General features: G+C 61.8%; 18 protein-coding genes. 8 read left to right on the top strand and 10 right to left on the bottom strand.

Annotated elements, in window-relative coordinates; genetic code table 11:
* Window positions 1–91 precede the first annotated feature (91 nt).
* Together NPX02_RS19795 and NPX02_RS19790 are read left to right on the top strand one after the other, a co-directional pair.
* Window positions 92–235 carry a hypothetical protein gene (locus NPX02_RS19795; RefSeq protein ID WP_260295757.1) on the top strand — a complete coding sequence of 48 codons (144 nt, stop codon included), beginning with the start codon at window positions 92–94 and terminating at the stop codon, window positions 233–235.
* A gap of 70 nt (window positions 236–305) precedes the next feature.
* Entirely contained in the window at window positions 306–935 is a 630-nt protein-coding gene (locus NPX02_RS19790; RefSeq protein ID WP_260295756.1) for a cold shock and DUF1294 domain-containing protein, read from the top strand.
* A 35-nt stretch (window positions 936–970) separates the two neighbouring features.
* Here the strand turns inward: NPX02_RS19790 and NPX02_RS19785 are convergent, their stop codons facing one another.
* From NPX02_RS19785 to NPX02_RS19750, 8 genes are all read right to left on the bottom strand, one after another.
* Window positions 971–2,620: a sensor histidine kinase, YfiR-like protein-associated gene (locus tag NPX02_RS19785; protein ID WP_260295754.1), complete on the bottom strand. Its 1,650-nt coding sequence runs from the start codon at window positions 2,618–2,620 to the stop codon at window positions 971–973.
* A 7-nt stretch (window positions 2,621–2,627) separates the two neighbouring features.
* Window positions 2,628–3,257 carry a TOL_0243 family YfiR-like periplasmic protein gene (locus NPX02_RS19780; RefSeq protein WP_260295753.1) on the bottom strand — a complete coding sequence of 210 codons (630 nt, stop codon included), beginning with the start codon at window positions 3,255–3,257 and terminating at the stop codon, window positions 2,628–2,630.
* A gap of 11 nt (window positions 3,258–3,268) precedes the next feature.
* Window positions 3,269–3,844, bottom strand: coding sequence for a Csu type fimbrial protein (locus tag NPX02_RS19775; protein ID WP_260295752.1), 576 nt, complete (start codon window positions 3,842–3,844; stop codon window positions 3,269–3,271).
* Window positions 3,845–3,848: 4 nt separating this feature from the next.
* The gene (locus tag NPX02_RS19770) at window positions 3,849–4,286 is read right to left on the bottom strand and encodes a Csu type fimbrial protein (RefSeq protein ID WP_260295751.1); all 438 of its coding nucleotides are present in this window, start codon (window positions 4,284–4,286) and stop codon (window positions 3,849–3,851) included.
* 37 nt (window positions 4,287–4,323) lie between these two features.
* The gene (locus tag NPX02_RS19765; protein WP_260295759.1) at window positions 4,324–5,856 is read right to left on the bottom strand and encodes a fimbria/pilus outer membrane usher protein; all 1,533 of its coding nucleotides are present in this window, start codon (window positions 5,854–5,856) and stop codon (window positions 4,324–4,326) included.
* Between the two features lie 289 nt (window positions 5,857–6,145).
* Window positions 6,146–6,994: a fimbria/pilus outer membrane usher protein gene (locus NPX02_RS19760; RefSeq protein WP_260295750.1), complete on the bottom strand. Its 849-nt coding sequence runs from the start codon at window positions 6,992–6,994 to the stop codon at window positions 6,146–6,148.
* Window positions 6,966–7,706 (bottom strand): fimbrial biogenesis chaperone, encoded by a 741-nt coding sequence (locus tag NPX02_RS19755; protein WP_260295749.1) that lies wholly within the window; start codon window positions 7,704–7,706, stop codon window positions 6,966–6,968. The genes NPX02_RS19760 and NPX02_RS19755 overlap by 29 nt, the downstream gene beginning before the upstream one ends.
* A 1-nt stretch (window position 7,707) precedes the next feature.
* A complete protein-coding gene (locus tag NPX02_RS19750) occupies window positions 7,708–8,199 on the bottom strand; it encodes a Csu type fimbrial protein (protein WP_260295748.1) in 492 nt (163 codons plus the stop codon).
* Window positions 8,200–8,716: 517 nt separating this feature from the next.
* Here NPX02_RS19750 and NPX02_RS19745 point away from each other — a divergent pair.
* Together NPX02_RS19745 and NPX02_RS19740 are read left to right on the top strand one after the other, a co-directional pair.
* A complete protein-coding gene (locus NPX02_RS19745; RefSeq protein ID WP_260295747.1) occupies window positions 8,717–9,103 on the top strand; it encodes a hypothetical protein in 387 nt (128 codons plus the stop codon).
* Between the two features lie 263 nt (window positions 9,104–9,366).
* Entirely contained in the window at window positions 9,367–10,512 is a 1,146-nt protein-coding gene (locus tag NPX02_RS19740; protein ID WP_260295745.1) for a tetratricopeptide repeat protein, read from the top strand.
* A gap of 140 nt (window positions 10,513–10,652) precedes the next feature.
* On the opposite strand, the gene NPX02_RS19735 is transcribed toward NPX02_RS19740, so the two are convergent.
* Window positions 10,653–12,656, bottom strand: a complete 2,004-nt coding sequence (locus NPX02_RS19735) for a choice-of-anchor D domain-containing protein (protein ID WP_260295743.1) — start codon at window positions 12,654–12,656, stop codon at window positions 10,653–10,655.
* A gap of 306 nt (window positions 12,657–12,962) precedes the next feature.
* On the opposite strand from NPX02_RS19735, the gene NPX02_RS19730 reads away from it, so the two are divergent.
* The 4 genes from NPX02_RS19730 to NPX02_RS19715 all read left to right on the top strand — a co-directional run bounded on the left by NPX02_RS19730 (window position 12,963) and on the right by NPX02_RS19715 (window position 18,932).
* Window positions 12,963–15,455, top strand: coding sequence for a Lon protease family protein (locus NPX02_RS19730; protein ID WP_260295741.1), 2,493 nt, complete (start codon window positions 12,963–12,965; stop codon window positions 15,453–15,455).
* 31 nt (window positions 15,456–15,486) lie between these two features.
* Window positions 15,487–16,359 (top strand): helix-hairpin-helix domain-containing protein, encoded by an 873-nt coding sequence (locus NPX02_RS19725; protein WP_260295739.1) that lies wholly within the window; start codon window positions 15,487–15,489, stop codon window positions 16,357–16,359.
* 94 nt (window positions 16,360–16,453) lie between these two features.
* Window positions 16,454–18,310 carry a sensor histidine kinase gene (locus NPX02_RS19720; RefSeq protein ID WP_260295737.1) on the top strand — a complete coding sequence of 619 codons (1,857 nt, stop codon included), beginning with the start codon at window positions 16,454–16,456 and terminating at the stop codon, window positions 18,308–18,310.
* A gap of 1 nt (window position 18,311) precedes the next feature.
* Window positions 18,312–18,932 (top strand): response regulator transcription factor, encoded by a 621-nt coding sequence (locus tag NPX02_RS19715; protein ID WP_260295735.1) that lies wholly within the window; start codon window positions 18,312–18,314, stop codon window positions 18,930–18,932.
* 48 nt (window positions 18,933–18,980) lie between these two features.
* Here the strand turns inward: NPX02_RS19715 and NPX02_RS19710 are convergent, their stop codons facing one another.
* Complete coding sequence (locus tag NPX02_RS19710) at window positions 18,981–19,385, bottom strand: DoxX family protein (RefSeq protein ID WP_260295733.1); 405 nt, start codon at window positions 19,383–19,385, stop codon at window positions 18,981–18,983.
* Between the last annotated feature and the right edge of the window lie 55 nt (window positions 19,386–19,440).

Genomic DNA, 19,440 nt, shown 5'->3' with positions numbered 1-19,440 from the left:
AATTTTTTTAGAGAGAATGATGAAAGCGGATGAGACACCGAACACGAAGAAGAGGTTGGCCAAGACCCTGAGTATTATGGCGTTTTGTTTCATGAGTATTGTCTCCGTGGTCATCGTCTCGACGGAGAAACATCTCACGATAATCGACTATTTCCTCATTATTGGCATGCCTATCGTTATGAGTGCACTGGCCTATTTCGTGGGGCTGTTTCATGATCCGAAGGCCTCGGACTAACCTCGGCTCATGTTGCACTTATTTGCGAATCTGAACCACCCAGCTCAGGCGTTAGGCATCGGGGAGAAGCATGGCAACCAATATGCGTACTAAAGGAAGGATAACATTCTGGAATGAGGAGAAGGGTTTTGGATTTATCACCCCTATCGCTGGCGGAAAACAGGTCTTCGTGCATATCAAAGCCTTCAGCAACCGCAATCGACGTCCAGAGGTCAATCAGGTAGTAACCTACGCCTTGTCTAGCGACAAACAAGGTCGACCATGCGCGGCCAAGGCCACATTGGCTGGTGACAGGCTTCCACAAGAAAAAAACCAGATGCATGGTTCACTGTCACTCATTGGAGCCGCCTTCTTTGTTGTCATTGTCGGCGTTGCAGTAGCCGCATCAAAAATGCCGCCTTTGATTCTCGCTATTTATATGGCAGCCAGCCTGCTCACGTTCATTACGTATGCAATAGACAAGTCGGCAGCCAAGAATGGATCGTGGCGAACGCCGGAAAGCACGCTACATCTGCTATCCCTGGCAGGGGGCTGGCCAGGAGCGATTGTCGCCCAACAAAAGTTACGTCACAAATCGAAGAAACAATCTTTCCGCTCTATGTTTTGGGTAACGGTATTTCTGAACTGTGGCGCATTCGTATGGCTGCTAACGCCAACAGGCGCCGCGGCGCTGCAGGCTTTGATTGCTAGCGTAGTATGAGCGAATAGGATGGGCGCTCCAGGATTCATTTCCCGTCAGGGTCCGGAGGCGGAGTGTTGGTCGGGGTCCGTGACCGGGACCAGGCGCAGGTTGTCGCCGGCCGCGTAGAACCGGTAGCGGTTGCGCCCCTTCTCCTTGGCCTGGTACATCGCCGCGTCGGCACTTCTCATCAATAGCGAAACATCCAGCCCGTCCTGCGGATAACAGGCGATGCCGATGCTCGCGGAGACCCGGTATTCCCGTCCAGCCAGGGTGAAGGGCTGGGACAACAGGTCGATGAACTTATCCGCCACCGTGGCCGCATCCCGCGCGTCGCTCACCCCGTCCAACATGACCGTGAACTCGTCCCCGCCTTGGCGGGCCACCACATCACACTCCCGCAGGCACCCCTGCAGGCGCACCGCCACGGTCTGCAGCAGTTCGTCCCCGACCGCGTGCCCGAGGGTATCGTTGATGGCCTTGAAATTATCCAGATCGATGAACATCAGCCCGACCGTGTCGCCCCGGCGTTTGGCTCGCATTAGCGCCTTGCGAAGTTCCAGCTCGAACAGGACGCGATTGGGCAACTGGGTGAGGGCGTCATGGTGCGCCAGGTACTCCAGGCGCTCCTCGTAACGCTTGTGCTGGGAGATGTCGTTGCTGACAAAGACATAGTGGGTGACCCGCCCCGCCGGATCGAGAATCCGGCTGATGGTGATCCACTGGGGAAACACCTCGCCATTCTTGCGCCGTCCCCACATCTCGCCATGCCACTGCCCCGAAGCATCCACCCGACGCCGCATCTCCTTGTAGAAAGCGGGGGCGTGCCGGTCGGAACGCAGCATCAGCGGCCGTCGGCCCGACACTTCCGCGGTGCTAAACCCGGTCATGGAGGTAAACGCCTTGTTGATCGCAACGATCTTCAGCCGTGCATCGGTGATGGCAATCGCATCGCCGGTATTTTCCAGCGCATTCGCCGCAATGTGCAGTTGCTCGTCGCGGACACTGATCTGTTCCAGCATCGCATTAAAACCGTCGATCAGGGTACCCACCTCGTCGTCGCCGTGCTTCTCCGCACGCAGGCTGTAGTCCCTGGCCTGGGAGACCTGGCGCATGGTTCGGGCGAGACGGGCGATCGGTTCCGAGACGATCCGCTGCAGCTTCGATGACAGCGGCAGGGCCGCCAGACCGGCCGCCAGGATAATCAGCGTCAACATGCCGATGTCGCGCATAAGCCCCATGCGCAACGGGCGCAGGTCGGTATCGAGCACCACCCTGCCAATGGTTTCGCCGTCAAGGGTGATCGGGCTGGTGACCGTGAGGGCATCGCCACCGAACAGCAGGCCACCGATGGACGCGTCGCCGTTGCCCGCGCCGGAAATGGGGGCACCCGCGCCGGGTGCGGTGAAGCGGGCAAACAGCCTACCGTCCCGCGCATAGACGCGTGCCTCGATGATACTCGGTTCCGCCACCAGGGCGGAGAGGGTATCACGCGCCGACAGCGGGTCGCTGAAGGTGAGCGCGGCGGTGCTGTTGGCGCCGACCACCTGGGCCAGCACGCTCATCCGGTTGGTAGTCTTCTCCTGTTCCGTCGCCGCGTAACGGGCGGTGAGGGCAAGCCCGCCCAGCAGCAGGGCAATACTGCAGGTCGCCATGATGATGACGATCAATTTACTGCGAATAGAAATATCACGAATGGACCGCATCGTATCCTCAGCGCTGTCTGTCGACCAATATCGCCAGCTTCAGCAGCTGCGAACTGAATTTGAAACCGAACTGTTCACCGCTGGCGCGATCGATCTCGAATCGCACCTTGTTCTCGACAGTTTTCAGGTTAATGATCCCGCCTTTGTTGATGAAGTCTTTCGTCTCGCCGACCGTCAGCGCATGCCCCATCAGTTCGGCGGGCACCACCTCTGCCGCGGCACTCTCGTCCGCACTGACAAACAGCATCTGGCAATGCCCGGCGGCGGTGGTGCTGTCCACCCGCCTGACCTCCACCGGGCGGCCCTTTATGGTCTTGCCGATCAGGGTCTCACGCACGCTGATAAACGGCTCGACACCGATGACGCAGAGATTGAAGGGCGCGGCGTCATTGGCGAAAGCCGTCGCGGGCCACTCCACGAACTTGGCGAAGTTGTAGAGGAACGCCGCTTTGATGTGATACTCGGTGATCGACTCATTCTCGGCGTAGATGGCGGGCGCGCTACCGGCCATGAAAAAGGTCGACAGCAGCGCCAGCAGACGCATGCCGCAGACCAGGCCTTTACGGCCAGGCCGGCACATACGGGCAAGCGTGATCAGTGGCTCGCCGGGCATGGATTGAAGGGTTTGTGCATTCATCGGCGCGCCCCTCAGAACATGACCGAGACGGTCACGGTGTCGATATAGACACCCCGCTTTACCGTCTGTCGTGGAGGGATGCGGCCGTAGACCGGGGTTTCGACCGGTGCGCCGGTACCGATACCGGTGGCGGTGTCGGCCTCACCGGTGTTTCCCCAGACCAGCGTGCGCCCGCTATCGCGGTAGAGCGAGTAGTCGATGACCTGGTCGCCTTGGCTCAGCTTGCGCGTGTCGGTGCTGGCCCCGTTGCCGACCCCGGCATCCAGGCCGATGACATAACCGGTATCCACCGTGCAGGTCACGGTCACCACCGAATCGGCGTCGGTGGGCGTCAGGTTGAGCGGGTCGTAGGTGCCGAACGCGAGATCGGTCGCGGTCACATCGCAGGAGTCGACCGCCGTCGCCGACACCTGGAAACGCGCCGACGGCCCCCCGGCCGGCAGGTCCATCTCCATCAACGCCTCCAGGCTCAATGCGGGCAGATCCTGTGGCGTCGCGGCCCACCCCTCCGCCGCCGACAGCAGCTGCAGCAGCAACAGCGCGCTACAGAGATGTCTGGCAATTCGGCTTGGTCGTTGGCGTTTCATATCATCAGTAATTGATCGTCACGGTGATGGTGTCGGTATAACTGCCGGGGGCCACGTTCTGGCCGGCGGGCATGCGTCCATAGACGGTGTAGCTGCGCTGGACGGGAAAAACTATCCCCAGCAGATAGCCGTCGCTGACCACGGCGGTGCCGCCGCTGCCGTCTCCCCAGACGCTGCTGCGGGCGGCGTTGGTGTAGAGGTTGTAGTCGAGCTGATAGCCCGGTCCCGCCAGGCTGCGTGGCGCATAGCCGCCGCTCGCCCCGCTGCTCAGCTGGATGCTGTAGCTCACCAGGATGCTGATCAACAGCTGCTCGCAGGTCACGGTCACGCTGCCGGCCGAGTCGAGCGGCACGGCGCTGAAGGGTTGTAAGTGCCGAAGCTGGTGGCGATCGCCGACACCGAGCAGGTCAATGCCAGCGCGCTGTCGGCGGCGCCCAGCCACAGCAAGGCCAGGCAGCAGGCCCGTGTCCGCCGCCTTATCAAGGGGTCACCCCGTGACAGACGAACGGTCCCAGCACCGGAAGGGGACCTGGATCCGCGGGCAACGCCACCTGCAGGGTACAGTCCCGCCCCTTCCATGCGGCCCGCACCACATTGTCCCGTGCCAGCCCCGTGACATAGGCCTCGCCACGCCGCGCGACCGGGAAACTCCCCTCCTGACCGTTGACGGTCACCACGGCGCCGCTCGGCAGCGGCGTGCCATCCGCGAGGAAGATCTTCAACAGGGCGCCCCGCACCGAGCGCACCGGAAACGCCACCAGGCTGCCGCTGCGCCGGCGTGGCGTAATCGACAGACGCACGGCGTCGATCTCGGCATCCAGCGGCAGGGCATCCGTGTGGATGCTGATGCTGTTTTTCTGATAGGCACGCAACGCGGGCACCAGGGCCGAACCGTTCGCGTCGGTGTGTGCCACCACCTGGTTGTCCGCGGAGACCGGCACATTGGGGAAATCGCCCACCTTCACCACGGCAAAGCTGTCGTCCAGGCGTCGTGACAAGTGCAGCCCCCCGCCAAGCAGCGCCACACCGCCGGCGGCACTGAAACGCTGGGCGGACATGTCGTTCTCCCGGCTCGCCTCCACGCTGTAGCTGCCGACGCCATTCTGCATCAGCAGCGCCGCCGACTGTCGCGGGTAGGGCCCTCCGGTTGACGCCAGGCGATAGCCGAACCCATCGCCGTGCGGCAGGCTCTGCTGGAGTTGGATCGACGGCGTCGATCGCCCGTCCTGGCGGCTCCAGTTGATACTCCCCGTGGTGCGCGAACCGAAGGCATGGGTGAGATTCAGACCGAAGCTGGCGGCCTGTCGATCATCCAGTGAATGCACGGCGAACAGCGAAAGGAAGGTATTACCGAACAGGTTCACGCTGTAGCCGGCACTCACCAGGTCGATATCCGGCTGGGTGGGACCGGCCTGGTGTACATAGCTGAGGAAGGCCGAGCCGCGGCTGCCGGTTGACAGATTGGCGCGCGCCAGGGTGACCTGTCGCGGCGCCACAAAGCGCTCGGATTCCCCGAGTTGGGTGAAGCGATCACTGGCCAGCTGGGTGTGCAGACTGAAGCCGAAGGTCTGCCCCTGATGCTGCAACCCCACGGACAGCAATCCCCCTTGTCCCCGCGGACCATGGCTCAAGGCCGCCGCCCCGTTGACGATGCCGACATCCCGCCAGTTGTAAGTGACGGCGGCGCCGGCCGTCTGCTGCTCGGCCATCAACTCCGCCCGAAGTTCACCGGTGAGACGGTCATTGAGACCCAGGCGGTGGGTGCCGGCGATGAAGAAGCGTCCGTAGTCATTGCTTTCGATGGCGAACCGGCGACGCAGAAATCCGGCCTCGTAGGTGTAATCGTGGAGTCCGGCCTGCAGCAGGTCCGAACTGGCGTAGTAAGGTACCGAGATCAGATTTTCCCGCCCGAGGATATCGCGTACCAGCAGCCGGACCTCCCCTTCACCGGTGATCACCGGCACCTCGGTAATTGTGAAGGATCCGGGAGAGACCCGCTGGCTGAGACGCAGGGCGCTATTTACATAAAGATCGAGGCCAGTGTGTCGTGACGCTCAGGAAGCAAAACGGGACATCCCAGTCGGCCCTTTCGCCCTCGCTTGCCACGACAGCTTATTAAGCCCCGGCCGCCCTGCGTCAGGGACGCTTCGCCACAGCATTGCAAGCTCGCTGCAGGCTACGCCTCCCTTCCTCAAATGGCTCTACGGCGTTTCGGATGCGCTTGCATATGGCCTCCGCTGGCTCCGGTCCTTCGGCCCTACGCCACTACGGCCATACGCCCGCACCTACGCCTGCCGGGGATTACGCGCCTTCGCTTCGCTCTCCATGGCGCGCAGCGGTGGAAGGCAGTACCGCCTCACCCGTGATTGTCGGCAGCGGAAACGAGACGACGTCGGGCCGGGTGGCGAAATCGGTGCCCCATTGCACCCCGCCGAAGCGTACCGCTCGTCCCCAGGCACCCGTGCGACCAACGCTGTCGCCGAGACGAAAACTGCGCAGTGCCAGGGGCTCGTCATAGGTCCAGGCGGTCTCCAGCCGGGTGAACCGATCGCGCTCCGGCAGGTTCTGACCGAGGAAGTTCGCCGTGCCGAAGCCCAGATTGTTGAACAGGCCCAGTTCAAACAGGCTGTCGAGTCGTTGCGCGTCCACCTGCCGCTGGTACTGCAGATCGTAGTTCAGAAAGGCCCCGGCCGAAGCGGGCGCCGGGGCTGAATAGGCGATGCGGCGCGCACTGATCCGGGTCGGTGCAAAGGCCTCCGGCCGGCTATCGATCAGCAACATCTGGGTGCGTTGTTCCACTTCGTACTCCAGTCCTTCAATCGCATTCAGCGGATAATATTCCTTGCCCCGCAGGGAGAAGGCTTCCAGCCCGGGCAGGCGGATACGCCAGCGGATCAGATCCTCTGCGTTCGCAAACAGGCGTCCGTCGCTCAGCTCGACCAGGTGCGCCGGCCGCGCCATCGCCGTACCATTTACCTGGACCTCCAGCCACATCTCACTATGGGGGCGCCGATCGTCCGCGGCGAGGGACGGCGTCGCCAGCACGCCCAATCCCGCCGGTTGTGGCACTTCGCCCGCCAATGAGACCACCGCATGCAGCAACAGGATCAGACCCGGAAGATCAGGGCGTTTCCAGCTCAAGATCGACATCAGCCATACCCGGATCGGTTGCCGCCGACAGGCGCAATCGGCCGCTCGGCAATCCCCCCTCGACCTGCATGAGCCACTGCCGCGATTGCCCCGGCAACAGATAGCCGACCACCTGCCGTTCCGCCAGCAGGTGCTCCGCGCCCTCCGAGCGCAGTTTGAGATCCATGAGTCGCAGATGGGCATTGCCGACGTTCGTGGCATGGAGCGCCACGCTGTCCGGGCCATTGCGCACCGCACGCCACTCCAGGCCGGGCTGCGCGGTTATTTTCGGTGCGATGAAGATCGGCACACCGATACGCAGCGTGACCTGCAATCCCTGCTGATGCTGTTGCGGCGGCGCCGGAACCTCCTCGATATAGAGGCGATAGGCCAGCTCCTTCCCCTCATCCACATCACGGCTCAGTCCAACGCGGACGATCTGGGTCTGCCCCGGCTGCAGGGTGGCAATGGGTGGCGTCGCCACAACCTCGTAGGTGGGCCGGTAGTGATCGTCCGCGCCGGCGGCGTCCCACTTCATCAACTGCAGTTGCACCACCGTGGTATTGCTGCCGTTGTTCTCCAGGGTCAGGGCCGCCGTCGGCGTCGCCTCGCTGAGATGAATCCGGATCGGGGTCACTCCCAGACCGGTGGCGGCGGTCGCGCCAACCCACGCCAGCAGGGCGAAGGTAACAACGAATCGGATTGCATGCGAGATGGGTCTGTATGGCTTCATCTTAGAAGTTCACTGTCACAGTGACGGTATCCGTGTAGGTGCCGGTATTGACGATCTGGCCGGCGGGAATTCGTCCATAGACCGGATAGGCAACCCCCGATCCGGTACCCACCCCCGCAACCGTATCGGTGCTCACGGTGTTTCCCCACACCGTTGTTCGGGGCACATCCTGGTAGAGCGAGTAGTTCAGGGTATCGGTACCCTGGGTCATCTTGCGGGTGGCGACCGTGGCGCCCGAGCCGACGCCCGCGTCGAGGCCGATATCGAATGATGTGGAGAGAGAACACTGAACCGTGACGCTGGAAGCGGCGTCCGTCGGTGTCGCCGACAGCGTATCGTAATTGCCGAATGCCAGGTTGGTGGCCGACACGTTACAGGAGCCGATCACGGTAGCGTCCACCTGAAATGTGGTGGTCGCCGTCGCTGCGACGATACCACCGGCCCTGCCGAGAAGCGAGACGGCCAACATCGCCACCAGCATCTTGCTTCTCATAAGTTACCTCCCGCTTCGAGATTCCCTCAGGCTGCGAGTGGAGCGCGGCATGCCGCATGCTCACCGCATTTCTTTTTACATCCATTTCTCTTAGCGGCTGGCGTAGGCAATACTTTAAACAAACCACTGCAGTGATTAAAAATCCCGGGAATAGATTTGGACCACAAAAAACAACGCTACCGGACACGCCGTCGATCCATCCGCCGATGGCACGGGACAATGCGGGAGACACCCGCAACGGACGCAAACCGAGCCGCGTATCCGGCACAGTGGGAGCCGCCTGACTATAAATTCACATGGCCGTCGCCTGGCTATAAAACCCTGAACCAGGTTCAACCGTTACCCGGAAATCCGCTCATTGTTAAACGGACATATGATGGGGGATGCCGTGCCTCCTCCACCCATATCCGGGGGGCTATAATTTCTCTATCGATCACCGTGTACCGCACCACTGACCGATCAGGTAGCGCCTGTCGCGCGCACATAGTTACTGCCATTACCCACAGGAGGGTCAACCATGTTTGATCCAATCACGATTCCTTATGGGACCGTCATGCTTTTCAACGTTGTCAAACTGCAGAAAGGCGTTCGCCCAGACGATGTCGAACTGGCGCTGGGCGAGATGTGCAACGTAGTAAAAAATACTTATGGAAACGAATCAGGCGGATTTATCGGTGGCCAGGTCTTCGAGTACAGCGGCTTTGTTTCCGATGAGGGGTCATTCGACTCGGGCCGGGAGACGGAGCCTCACCTGGTCATCATCACCTATTGGAACTCCTTCGAACAACACGAGAAATCCCACGCCGACCGGGTGTTCAAGGAGAAGTTCAGACACCTTACCGAATTCTGTTCCGATACTTATGAACTGGGTTACACCATGCTATGGCAGGGAATGAGGGATTGAGTGAGGGCGCCGTGGGCTGCTGACATATGACTCACCGGGGTCGGAGTCAAATCGGAACGGGGAGTTGAAGCCGATCACTGTAAGTGAATTGATTTGGCTTCACCCCCTCATGTTTCCAACCGCGACTTGGAATTATTTTCGTGGGTTCTGTTGTATACTACGACGTTTTTGGAAACAACCCTGTTCAGGCAACAAACATGACCCTTCGGATATCCACCGTCCACCGGCCTGACCGCAGGTCCTTGCTGCGGTTTTACGCACTAATGATCCTCCTCCTCGGCAGTTTTATGACGGTTGCCGACAGTTTGGCCGAGCCGAAGAGCGGTGGTCTGAACGAGAGCGAACTGGTCGCCATCAGTACCGCCTTTGCCCAGGCGATCAACGATCAGGATATGGAGACTCTGAGTAGACTGATCGACATGCGCGCCTTCGGGGAGCGCGCTGCCAGGACCCTGTTCGACCGGGAATCGGACATCCAGGGATTTGTCAAAGGCTTCAGCTCGCGTGGCAGCCTGCGATTCGTACGCTCCGCGTTCGGTCAGGCCCTGGATGCCAAATCGCGGGCCAAATATCTGCGCATCCTGAGGGACGCTGATGAGGCAACCCCCCTGGTCCGGGTCGACATCCCGTCGGGTGGACACGAATATATCCTGCTCACGGTGGAGAAGAACACCCTGGGCGAGGTGGTCGTGAGCGATCTGTTTCTGGCCACCACGGGCAAGCAGTTGAGTATCAGCCTGGGGGCGGCGGCGCAACTGCTGATCGCACCCAGCGACACGATGATCCGGAAGCTGTTCAACGTCAAGTCGGTCGACCGGGAGCTGTTGATCCAGTTCCGCGAAATCGGGAAACTTCGCCGCGAGAAACGCTACCTCGATGCCTACCGCCTGATCCAGGGCATGCCGCTGGAGATCCGTACCCAGCGGGTCATCCTGGATCTTGCCATCCAGCTGTCCCAGGCCGTCGATGATCAGGAGTATTACCACCAGCTCGAACTGTTGGCGAAGCATCACGGCGACGACCCTTCGACGGCCTTCATGCTGATCGATTACTACTTTTCCCGCGGGGACATGACCAGGGCCAATGATTCCATCGGGCGGATGATCGTCCGCTTCGGCAATGATGCCGCGCTGATGAACCTGAAGGCCAGCATCGCCTACTCCGCCGGAAACATGGACGAAGCAACGGCACATGCCCTGGAGTCGATCCGGCTCGAGAACGATTTCGAGGATGGATACTGGACGCTGGTGACGATCCACATTGCCACCGAACAGTACACCCAGGTGGTCGACGACCTGAAGCGGATCGAGCAAACCCTGGGCTATGAATTCCGCGCCGAGAATTTCGCCAACGAGGAGTTCTACGCCGGATTCGTAAAATCGCGGGCGTTCAGCGACTGGCTCAACTGACACGGCACGTCGTCCCTGGCGGCGCGGATTCCGACCGCCTTAGGGCTCGCGCAAGAATTATTTCGTAGTATCGAGGGCATTACTGGGCCACACTGGCAAGGCGCGCTTTGCAGGCAATGGCAGCGCCATCGCGCAACCGGTCACTGCTGACGGTAGCTGAGCAGTTCGAATGTGTCGGTATCAATCGCTTGTCCCGAGGCCGCGGTGGTGGTGCGCACCATCTTCACATAACGCTTGACCTCGGCGGCGTACCAGATGTTGTAATGCATCCGTACCGGTTCCCGGTCTCGTTCCGTGCTGCTTCCAGAGGCCCTCCGGCTACTCGATATCTCCACCTTTACGGCGCGGAAAGTGCCCGCTGGAACGGTCACCGATTCGCGCCCCTTGACCATGCCCTTGCTGTACCAATCCGTCCAGAAGCTGTTGCTGTCCGGTGTCGGTATCCCGCGCCAGTCCGATGCGGATTCCAGTCCCCCGAAGGCCGCGAGGTAGGGGCTGAATTCGGTACCGAGCGGCCGCGACTGTGTCACATAGGCCACCGGGCCACGCACGTGGCGCTGGTCGAGTGTCCGACGTACATCGGCATCGACCAGCGACAACAGCTCTTCCACCGCGTTCGCGCCCACCGAAAGCGTCGACACCTCGATGGTACGCCGCGGCGTGGAGGCCCATCGGCCGCTCACCCGATAGGTCCACCGGTCACGTACCTGGGGCAGTCGATTGTCAACCACGGTATCCGGGGAAGGTGTGACCGGTTGTGCAGCGGGCGGTTGCGGGGTCAACACCAGGCGGTCGCTGACGTTGCGATCCCCGCCACGGGCGATGATCTGGAAGGTGGTGCGCTCGGCCACCCGGACGGTCACGCAGTCTTTACGCGGATTCCTCACGCGGCCCGGTTGCGGCAGGATCCGGAGTTGCTCGGCGTCCCTGACGTCGTAGCAGAGTTCCGCGCGGCTCCCGCTCACCTTGCCGGTAAAGCTCAGGATCCGGGGCTCGGCCGTGGCCACGGCCGGCGGCGGCTCAACCGCCGGGGTCACGGACCGCACAGGCTCCGATGCCGGTTCAGGCGCTGGTTCAGACGCCGGTTCAGGCGCCGGCCCGGTTAGCGGCGTCTCGGGCGCGCTGCCGGGCGTCTCGGTCGCTGTGGCGGTTTCCGCCTCGGTGACAGCGGTCATCGCAATGAGGATCGGCGCTTCATCACCCCGGTCAATCCGCAAACGGCCATTCGCCGGGCCCGCCTGGCGGGGCTCGAAACGCAACTCAATCCGGCAGCTGTCGGCCGCTGCCAGGGTGCCGGGACATTGATGATCGAGGCTGATAGCGCCGGCCAGGTCGCCTTCAATCTCCAGTGCGGGCAGGGGCAGAGCGGCATCGCCGCTGTTGTGCAGTGTGATGCTGGCCACGCCGGAGCTGCCGAGGGCGACGCTGCCGTAATCGATGTGTCCGGGCCGGGCCTCCAGGCGGCCCGCCGCCCGGGCAACCGTGGGGGCCGGTTCCGGCGCCGCGCGGGTGAGGAGGGGTTGCGGCGGCACCGAACGCGTCAACAGCCACCCCCCCAGCAGCGCCAAGCCGACCAGGCCGGCCAGACCGACCGCCAGCCACAGGCCCCGTCGGCTGATATGCCAGTGCATTGACTCGCTGTCTGCGCCAGGATTGGAATCCAATGCCACCTTCGCCTGATCAGGAAAATAGATTCTGTCCAGTGCCTCGATCAGGTTGCCGGTGGTCGCCTCCCACTGTTTGTGGCTGATCTCGATGGCCTGACGGCGACTCAGGGCGGACAGCTCCCCGGGCAGTTCATCCTCGCGCGGCATCCGCGCCCCTTCCAGCAGTACCGGGACGACGCGGATATCGCGCTTCAGGGCCATGCCGGTTTCCAGGCGAATGAAGTCGTTCGGATCATCCAGCCGGCGACGGCCATCGGCATCGGCGATATCCATCCATTCGCGGCCGATCAGGACGATCAGCACCTTGCAGGAGGAGACGGCACGCTCGATGGCCTCGACAAAATCGGTACCGGGGGCGATTCCCTCCACATCCATGAACACCCGCGCGCTGCCGAAATGCGCCGCCAGCCTGTCGTACAACCGGCCGGCATAACCGGCCGAGTCTTCGCGTCGATAGCTGATAAAGATCCCGTCCAATGTTCTTCAGCGCTCCAGAGATTCCGCCATCGGCTTGACCCCGGCGACACGGGCCGGGTATGCCTTTATCCATTAAGCGTAACTACTCACGGGGTGATTGGCCTGCCTTGCCGGCCAATCAATCACTCACAGACCAAGTGCGTAGTACCATTAAGCATAGAAGATGCACAGAGGGAGAAATGCGGATTACATCCATTTTAATCCGCTGAAACACCGGCCTTGTCATCGGCAGGGCGACTGACCGTTTTCAGCGTTTCAGCAGCCGGTAATTGCCCTCTATCATGGTACCGGGTGCGGATAGGGATTATGCTTCACCTAGAGTCACGGGATCGGCCCACGATCATCAATCCCGGATACGTGGCCCCGTGTGACATCAACCAGGACACCATCGGACAGGATAGGGAGTATTCAGACATGTTGTTGAAGCCGGTACAGCTTTACCACGCCTGCAACCCGGAACTGCTTGCGTTTGAAACCACCGCCGAACTGGAACACCTGGCGGAAACCATCGGCCAGGAGCGGGTACTGGAAGCGATCAGGTTCGGCGTCGGCATGCCCCACGCCGGCTACAACCTGTATGTCATGGGCTCCTATGGACTGGGCCGGCACACCCTGGTGCATGAGACGCTGCTCAAGCAGTCGATGGAGGCAGCCAATCCCCTGGACTGGTGCTATGTGGCCAACTTCCAGAACCCGCACAACCCCACCGCCCTGGGCATACCGGCCGGCATGGGCCGGAACCTGCGGCGCGACATGGAGCAGCTGATCGATGATCTGATCAAGGCGATTCCGGCGGCCTTCCGCGGCGACGAGTATCAGCGCCGGGCCAGGGAGATTCAGGACGACTTCAGCCTGCGGGAAAGCGCCATGGTGAAACGGCTAAGCGAAAAGGCCGAGCGCCTGGACATCAAGCTGATGCAGGGTCCCACCGGCTTTACCCTGGCACCGCACATCAATGGAAAAATGCTCACCCCGGCCGAGTTCGATCAGCTGCCGGAAGCGGAGCAGAAACGTCTCAGCGATGCCATGGAGGATATGAAGCAGGAGCTGAAGGAGACCATGAGCCACCTGCCGGAGTGGCAGCGCGAGATGCAGCAGCGTTTCAGCCGCCTCAACCGCGAGACCATGGAGCTGACGGTCACCGAATTCATCAACGAACTGGTGGTACGCTACCAGGCCAACGAAAATATCAGCGCCTATCTCACCCAGGCCAAGCAGGACATTATCGAGAACGTCGACATGTTCCGTCAGGCCGGGGAGTCCAGCGAAAAGAACTTCACGGCGCAGGACCCGGAGTTCACCCGCTATCGGATCAATGTGCTGGTGGACAACGCCGAAACCCAGGGCGCGCCGGTCATCTTCGAGGACAATCCCACCTACCAGAACCTGCTGGGGCGGATCGAACACCTGGCCCGCATGGGCACCCTGCAGACCGATTTCACCCTGATCAAACAGGGCGCCCTGCACCGCGCCAACGGCGGTTACCTGATCCTCGATGCCGAGAAGGTGCTGACCAACCCATTCGCCTGGGATGGCCTGAAGCGGGCCATCCGTTCGCGCGAGATCCGCATCGAATCCCTGGAGCGGCAACTCAGCCTGATCAGCACCATCTCGCTGGAGCCCGAGACCGTTCCCATGGATCTCAAGGTGGTGCTGATCGGCAGCCGCATGCTGTTCTATCTGCTGAAGGAGTACGATCCGGAATTCAGCCTGCTGTTCAAGGTATCGGCCGATTTCGCCGAACAGTTGTCGCGGGAAGAGGACAATGAACTGCTCTATGCCCGCCTGATCGCCTCATTGCAGAAACGCGAGGGGATCCGGGTGATCACCCGCGACGGGGTGGCACGATTGATTGAACAGCTGGTCCGCCTAGCCAATCACGGCGACAAGATCTCGCTCAAGATGAGCAGTCTGCTGGACCTGCTGCAGGAGGCCGACTACCGGTCCGGGCAGCGCGGCGGCACCCGCATCCACCGCATCGACGTGGATATGGCGATCCAGTCACAGGCATTCCGTGGTAACCAGTATGAACAGCAGCTGCATGAGTTGATCCTGGACGGCACCCTGCGAATTGAAACCAGCGGCGTGCAACTGGCCCAGGTCAACGGCCTGACCTATCTGCAGCTGGGGGATTACGCCTTCGGCGCGCCGACCCGGATCAGCGCCACCGCGCGCATGGGCAGCGGTGAGTTCATCGACATCGAACGGGAGACCAAACAGGGCGGCCCGATCCACTCCAAGGGGGTGCTGATCCTCTCCTCCTATCTTGGCCAGCGCTATGCCAAGAACCAGCTGCTCTCGGTCACCGCCAGCCTGGTATTCGAGCAGACCTACGGCCAGATCGAAGGGGACAGCGCCTCGGCCGCCGAACTCTGCGCCCTGCTGTCGGCGATTGGCGATATCCCGCTGAAGCAGTCCCTCGCCATCACCGGCTCGATCAATCAGCACGGCCAGATGCAGGCGATCGGCGGCGTCTGCCAGAAGATCGAGGGCTTCTTCGACATCGGCAAGGCACGCGGACTGAACGGACAGCATGGCGTCATCATCCCGACGTCGAACACCAAGGATCTGATGCTGAAACAGGAGGTTATCGAGGCCGCCGAGGCGGGATTGTTCCATGTCCACGCGGTGGAGCACGTGGAACAGGCCATGGAACTGCTGACCGGCCTGCCGGCCGGGGTAGCCGACGAGGACGGACTGTTTCCGGAGGGCAGCATCAACTATCTGATCCAGCTCCGGCTGGCGGAATGGATCAGCCTGCGTCTGCAATACGCCAGCAATACGCTCAAGGAGGAGTAACCCGACGTGTCGAAAAATCAGCAGGGAAACCATGGGGCGGGAACTCAATAACCAGATCGCCGCGAAACTGCAGGAGATGGCGGAGCTGCTGCAACAGCAGGGTGCCAACCCGTTTCGCGTCCGCGCCTATCAACGTGCCGCCGAAACGGTCGCCGGCCTGGGGAAGGCGCTCACGGAGATACTCCAACAGGAGGGCCGAAAAGGCCTGGTCGCCCTGCCCAACATCGGCCAGGGGATCGCCACCGCGATCGCCGAGCTGGTACAGACCGGTCACTGGGCGCAGCTGGAGCGACTGCGCGGCAACCTGGACCCGGTTCACCTGTTTCAAACCGTGCCGGGTATCGGCCGTGAGCTGGCTGAACGGATCTACCGGGTGCTGCACATCGACTCACTGGAGGCGCTGGAGACGGCGGCCTATGACGGCCGCCTGGAACGGGTCAAGGGGATCGGCCGACGCCGCCTGGCGGGCCTGCGCGCCTCCCTGGCCAGCATGCTCGGGCGCACCCGCCGGTCCCGTGAACGCACCGCCGCACCCGGTCCCGACGTCGGCCTGATCCTGGAGATCGACCGACGCTATCTGGAGAGCACCGTGGTCGGAGAGCTGCCGCGGATCGCGCCGAAACGTTTCAACCCGGAGCGGCAGGCGTGGTTGCCGATCCTGCATACCGAACAGGCCGGCTGGCATTTCACCGCGCTCTACTCCAATTCGGCCCTCGCCCACCAACTGCACATGACCCGGGACTGGGTGGTGGTCTATTTTTATGACGATCATCACCAGGAGGGACAGCAGACCGTGGTCAGCGAAACCCACGGTCCGCTGATCGGCCGGCGGGTGGTGCGTGGGCGTGAAGCGGAGTGCCTGCACCATTACCAGGCCACCCAACCGGCGGACGTGGCCCCATGACCACGTCCGGCCGGCCCGTTTCGGTTTTCCCCAATTGGACGATGGACCCGGTTCACCTATGGTGGACGCACCACCCCGGTGAGCTATGCCCACGATGAAGCCGTCACAACCCTCGGACCTGTTCCGCACCCTGCTACTCTGCCTGGCAATGCTCTGGCCGGGCACAGGGGGCGCCGTCCATGAAACCCGCGAGCTGGCGGGGCAGCACCTGAACATCGGCGTGCTGGCGTTTCGCGGCGAACAGCGCACCGAGAAAATCTGGGGTCCGACGGTCGAATACCTGAGCCTGGCGGTCCCCGGGGTCTCCTTCGACCTGAAGCCACTCGATCTGGAACAGATGGAACAGGCCGTTCAGGCGGGCCAAGTCAGTTTTATCATCACCAATCCCGGCAATTACGTCGAGCTTGAGTACCGGTATGGTGTCAGCAGGATTGCCACGCTGCAGCGTTATCACCACCAGTCTCCCAGCCGGCGCATCCACTCCGCCATCATCGCGCGTGCGGACAGAACGGATCTCCAGAATATCGACGACCTGAAAAACCGATCGGTCATGGCGGTCAGTGAGAACGCCTTCGGCGGCTTCCAGGTAGCTTGGGGGGAGATGAAACAGCACGCCATCGACCCGAACAGCGACCTGGCGGAACTGGTGTTTGCCGGCTTTCCCCAGGACAATATTGTGAAATCCGTCCTCGACGGGAGTGTCGATGCCGGCATCATCCGCGGTTGCCTGCTGGAACAGATGGACCGCGCCGGACTGATCGACATGGCTGACCTGAAGGTCTTGGGAGGGCGTCCGAACGATACCGGGGAGTGTCGAGTGAGTACCGCCGCCTACCCCGACTGGCCGCTGGCCAAACTGGGCGGTACCTCGGACCATCTGGCCAAGCTGGTCACCATGACCCTGCTGGCGATGCCGGACAACCATCGCGCGGCGCTGGCCGGGGAGTATTCGGGGTGGACCATTCCGGTGGAATACCAGGCGGTCCATGATCTGTTCCGGGAGCTGCAGATCGGTCCCTATGAATGGATGCGCCGCCCCACCCTGCTGATACTGTGGTCCCGCTACTGGCAATGGATTCTGGTCGCCCTCCTGGGTGTGCTGTGGTGGATCTGGCATGTCTACCGGGTTGAGCAGCTGGTCAGAACCCGCACCTCGCAACTGACGCGGGCGAACCTGCGCCTGCAGGAAGAGATGGAGGAGCGGCAGCAGACGGAGCAGAAGCTGCTGACCCAGCAGAATGAACTGGCCCATGTCGCCAGGGTCAGTACCGCGGGGGAACTGGCCAGTGGCCTGGCCCATGAGCTGAATCAGCCCCTCTCCGCCATCAGCAGTTATGCGCAGGGTTGTATCTGGCGCCTGGAATCGGGGCGCATCACCCAGGATGAGTTGCGCGACGTAATCCAGCGCATGGCAGCAGAGGCGGAGCGTGCCGGTGCTATTATTCAGCGTCTGCGTGGCTTTTTGCGCAAAGAGCAGACCCACTGTAAAGCCGTCGATATCAATCAGGCGGTGGGCGAAGCCACCGACCTGTTCGCGGCGGAAGCCAACAGGCGCGGCATCCGCGTGACCCTGACCCTGGCAAAAGCGATCCCGCCCGTCTGCAGTGAGACCATCCAGCTGCAACAGGTGATTATCAATCTGTTACGCAACGCCGCCGATGCCCTGAATGGCCTGGCCGCGGAGCGGCTCAGGATAGAACTCAGCACCCATTATGCCGTTGCCGAGGGAGTCGTACGTATTGATGTGCGCGATTTTGGGCCCGGCATAGATCCGCAAGGAAAATCCCACCTGTTTGAACCGTTTTTCACCACCACCGCGGACGGGATGGGGCTTGGCCTGTCACTGAGCCAATCCATCGTGGAATCCCATGGAGGCACCATCCGTGTCATCGACAATGCCCATCCGGGCGCCTGCTTCAGCATCGTACTGCCCGTGTATAAGGAACCCTGAGATGCCCACCGAGCCCGAAATGGTCCACATCATCGATGATGACGACTCCATCCGCTCCTCCCTGACCTGGCTACTGGAGGCGGTGGATATCCCGGCGACGAGCTACGACTCGGCCGAGGCCTTTTTGCCGGCGCTGAAACCGGACAGCATCGGCGTCCTGATCCTGGACGTGCGCATGCCCGGTATGAGTGGGATGCAGCTGCTGGAACGGATGGTACAACAGGGAAGCACGCTGCAGATCATCATACTCACCGGCCATGGTGACGTGCCGATGGCGGTGCGCGCCATGAGCAACGGCGCCTTTTATTTTATTCAAAAGCCCGTTAACGGTCCGCAACTGGTGGAAAAGGTCAGAGAGGCGATGCTCAAGAGCCGCATCGCTTACTCGCAAAAAATCAGGCTGGACGATGTCAGGGGAAGAGTGGAGCGTCTGACCCCGCGCGAGCGCGAGGTGATGGAGCTGATCGTCTCCGGTCACGCCAACAAGGTGATTGCCGCGGAGCTCGGTGTGGTGGAACGAACCGTCGAGGTTCACCGGCACCGTGTCATGGAGAAGATGGAGGCGGCATCCGTCGCCGACCTGGTCATCATGCAACAGATCATCAAGCAAGAAGTCGACTGAGCCGCCACTTCACGGTTTACCCGGCGGGCATCCCGCGGTGGCGGGGCCTCAATCGGGCTTCAGCGCAATACGCCCGCTGCCCAAAAAGACCAGCGCCAGGGCGGCAAACAGGAACATGCCCTGCAGCTCCAGCTGCCAGCCGCCGTTTTTGGTGAGCATGAACACCTCGCCGGTATGCACCAGCAGCAAGGCAACCAGCATGCTGCCGGTCATCAGCAAGCCGGCCAGGCGGGTCTGCCAGCCGACGATGGCCATCACCGGGGCCACCACCTCGCCGAGCAGCACGCCATAAGCGAGAAACCCTGGTAGGCCATAGCCGACAAGCATGTCGCCAATCCATGTGATCGCGCCCGGATTCAACAACTTGGCGACGCCGTGAAACAGGATCAGCACCGCCACGGCCAAACGCAGGATCAACTTGCCAAGGGCATCATTATGTAGGGCTTGCAACATAGACACGCACTCCTTGTGAGGGATGTGATTGTTAGTACTTTATCGAGTCATGGAT

Origin of the sequence: Sedimenticola hydrogenitrophicus (genome assembly GCF_025175675.1) — a bacterium.
Lineage (GTDB): Bacteria > Pseudomonadota > Gammaproteobacteria > Chromatiales > Chromatiaceae > Sedimenticola > Sedimenticola hydrogenitrophicus.
This window is presented reverse-complemented; position numbering and strand designations above follow the sequence as displayed.